Genomic DNA, 3,194 nt, shown 5'->3' with positions numbered 1-3,194 from the left:
GATGCTAAATTTGACGCGGAGCCTGACGCAGCCGAGCCTGCGTCTGCGAAATTTGATGCAGCGGAATTTAGCGCGCTGGATTCCGCCATGGCGGAATTTTGTACTAAAGAATTTTGCGGCACCGCAGAGCTTAAAACGGCGGTATCATCGTGCGAAGCGCGGTTTTCTGCGGACGAGGTAGAATTTTCTGCGACTTTTCGGCGCGGTTTATCGCCCCTTTCCGCTAGACTTACCGCGGCGATCTTTTTGTAATAGATCATCGCGTTTTTGTAATCGCCCTTGTCCTCGTATTCGCTAGCCTTTGCGTATAGCTCGGATAGATCTTGCGCGGCTAGACTCATGGCACAAAGCGCGAGCGCTAAAGCTTTAAATTTCATCTACGCCCTTTAAATCGTTTTGATAATTTATATTTAAAAACTGCTCTTTGTTTTTGAAATTTAACACTTTGGAATTTGCAGATCCGATGAGCGCGCCGATCTTATGCTCTTTCGCGCGGTAGAGCTCAAGCGCGCGCGGAGCGAGAGCTGCGTCAAAAAATCCGCACAGGCTGTGTCTATGCGCTTCGTCGCCCGCCACGCAAATTTGCCCCTCCTGCTCGCTAAGCGCGCGAATGGTGGAAATTTCTACAAATGGCATATCGGCGGGGATGATAAAAATGCGCTCGCCGCTAAATGGTTTCAGCGCCGAATATAGCGCGCCCATCGGCGAAAATTCCTCAAATTCGTCGTAGATCATAGGAAGCGGCGGGTTAAATTTAGAGCTTTTGGCGCAGGCGAAAACCCGCTCAAACTCGCGGCTTAGGCGCGAGAAAAGAAAGTGCGTCATGCTGGGATGCCCGCGGAATGGAAACAGCGTTTTATCGCTGCCGAAACGCGAGCTTTTGCCGCCGCAGAGAATGACGCAGGTTTTCATAGAAATTTCACCGGCTTTCATCGATCTTTATCGCGGCGAAATTTTAAATTTGAAAGTAAAATTTAAAAGAAGCGCGGGCATATCAGTCTTTTTGCATATATTTAGCTTTGCCAAGGGCGTTGTTTGCGATGAACTGATAAAGGCTCGGCGCTTGAAGCTTGGCTAGCTCGGGGTATTTGGCTTTAAGCGTCTTCCAGATGTCATAGACGCGCATACCGCTTGCGTAAAGCTTCATAATTTCGCTAAAATGCGGATCATAAAGGCTCGGCTTTTTATACAGCGAGAGTTTGCGGTCGGTATCCAGCACCGCGTTTGCCTCGATAAAAGCCGCCAGATCGCGCTCGCTTACTTTAGCAAAATCCTTTTCGTAATGAGCTTTCATATATTTTAAAATTTCTTTATTGCTAACGCCTTGGAAGTGCATTTTTTTGATCTCGAAGCGATATGCGTATAAAAAGTCTTCGCTTTTTTTGGCGGTTGCGCGAAGTCTTGCTTTTTCATCTTTGAACGTCACGGAGATGAAGTGCGTAAGCCCGGGCGCAGTAACGGCGTTTTTGAACGCTTCGTCCTCCTCGCCGATCTTTTTTAGGATCGCCTTGACGGTGTAGCCCTCGGCGATAAGGTTTGAAATTTTATCTTTATAAGGTTTGTAGTCGAATCGCACGCGCCTAAAGCCCGTCTCGACGCTGATTTTTTTGTAGATCCTCGCATGCTCTCTAGATGTAAAATACCTCGATTTCAGCCCTTTGCGGAGTTGTTCGGCAACCGCGGTAAAATCGTCATAATCGGCGATGGACGCGATTAATTCCTTTTCGTTTACGACCCTGCCGTTAACGACCGCGATGGTAATGACCTTCATATTTTCTCCTTTGATTGGGCACAATTCTAACTTAAAACTATAAACTCAAATTTAATTATTTATTATCAAGGATTGCGGAGGATTTGCATTTGCAAGGCAGAATTTTAGGCGCTAAAATTTAGCATTTTGATTGATTTTTATATCTTTTTGTGCTTCTTCTCACGCTGCTTTTTTATACTTTTTTGTGTTGAGATGAAGCGGGTTTGCAAAGATAAATTTTACCCGCAAACTCTAGCTGAATTATAAGTACAAGTTAGCTTTTTTTAAACGAAAAAAGCTTTTTGATCTTCGTAAGCCCAAGCTTCATGCCGCTATATTTCATCATCTTAGCCATATTTACCCACATTTCGCGCTCGTAGCACGGATGCGGGCAGTGGTGACAGCGTGGCTTTTCGGTATGCGGGCAGGCGCGCAGGCGCGCATAGGCGTAACGCAGCATCCGCTCGCAGTCGCTACAGAGATGAAAGTGCGTCTGCACAAGCCCCTTATCGTCTTTGTAGTCATGAAGCACGGCACCATCTTTTTTAAGCGCGTCCGTATGCTTGCCATCGCAGTAAATTTGGATAAATTTCGTCACCGTGTTTACTTCGTAAATAAATTTTTCGCTAGTCATATTTGATCCTTTGGGCGGATTTTATCTAAAAGAGACAAAAATACTCTTGAGCGCGCTCAAGCTAGAATTTATAGAATTTTAAAATTCCGCGGAATTTCGCTTTATCTTTCGACCTTGTTGCTTAATAGAGTCGCGATGAAGCGTGTTTTGTCGTTTGAAGCAAGCGCGATTTGCAAGCTCATCGTAAGCGGCACAGCCAAAAATAACCCGCCGATACCAAGCACGAAGCCCCACAACAGTAGCCCTGCAAGCACGCTGATCGTTGAAAGCCCGAGCCCTTGCCCTAAAAATCGTGGCTCGATGATATTTCCGATCGCTACGTTTACGACTAAATAGATTGCGATAGTCCAGATGCTGGAACTTATATCCATCGTAGCTAGCGTCACGAAAAGCGTCGGAAAGACCGCTACGATCGAGCCAATGGTAGGGATGAAATTTAGCACGAAAGCTAAAATCCCCCACAGCGCGGCATATGGGACACCAAGAGCCCACAGCCCAAGTCCGATGAGCGCGCCGGTGCAAGCTGAAGCGATAGTTTTGATTAGCAGATATTTTTTGAGGCTGGAGGCGAATTTCTTCACGAAAGTGTGTGTCGCGCGGCTACTTTGCGAAAAATAGCGGATTTTCTCGTCGATCACGGAGCTTTCAAAGACCATGAATGAAACCATTATAAAAATGAAAAATCCCGTCGAAACTATCGAGCCTGTCTTACGCAGTAGTGCAGATAGCTGCGCGGCGGCTTCGCTCGGATCGATGCCCAGGCTTGCGGCGTTAAGCTCTATGCCGAATCGAGAGAGCTTCGCACTCACG

Annotated in this window: 4 protein-coding genes and 1 pseudogene; all 5 read right to left on the bottom strand. The window is 46.6% G+C overall.

Features of this window, described 5'->3' with window-relative positions:
- Positions 1-377: pseudogene (locus Q0340_RS01885) on the bottom strand (hypothetical protein); the annotation flags it as partial.
- The gene (locus Q0340_RS01880; protein ID WP_297914752.1) at positions 367-933 is read right to left on the bottom strand and encodes a molybdenum cofactor guanylyltransferase; all 567 of its coding nucleotides are present in this window, start codon (positions 931-933) and stop codon (positions 367-369) included. The gene Q0340_RS01880 and the pseudogene Q0340_RS01885, both read right to left, overlap by 11 nt.
- A gap of 61 nt (positions 934-994) precedes the next feature.
- Entirely contained in the window at positions 995-1,771 is a 777-nt protein-coding gene (locus Q0340_RS01875) for a hypothetical protein (protein WP_298081930.1), read from the bottom strand.
- A gap of 253 nt (positions 1,772-2,024) precedes the next feature.
- Positions 2,025-2,384, bottom strand: a complete 360-nt coding sequence (locus Q0340_RS01870) for a nitrous oxide-stimulated promoter family protein (protein WP_298081929.1) — start codon at positions 2,382-2,384, stop codon at positions 2,025-2,027.
- 101 nt (positions 2,385-2,485) lie between these two features.
- Positions 2,486-3,194: AI-2E family transporter (locus Q0340_RS01865; RefSeq protein WP_298081928.1), on the bottom strand; the 709-nt coding region annotated here is incomplete at its 5' end.

The sequence above is a fragment of the uncultured Campylobacter sp. genome, assembly GCF_938045595.1.
In the GTDB taxonomy this organism is placed as follows: domain Bacteria; phylum Campylobacterota; class Campylobacteria; order Campylobacterales; family Campylobacteraceae; genus Campylobacter_B.
This window is presented reverse-complemented; position numbering and strand designations above follow the sequence as displayed.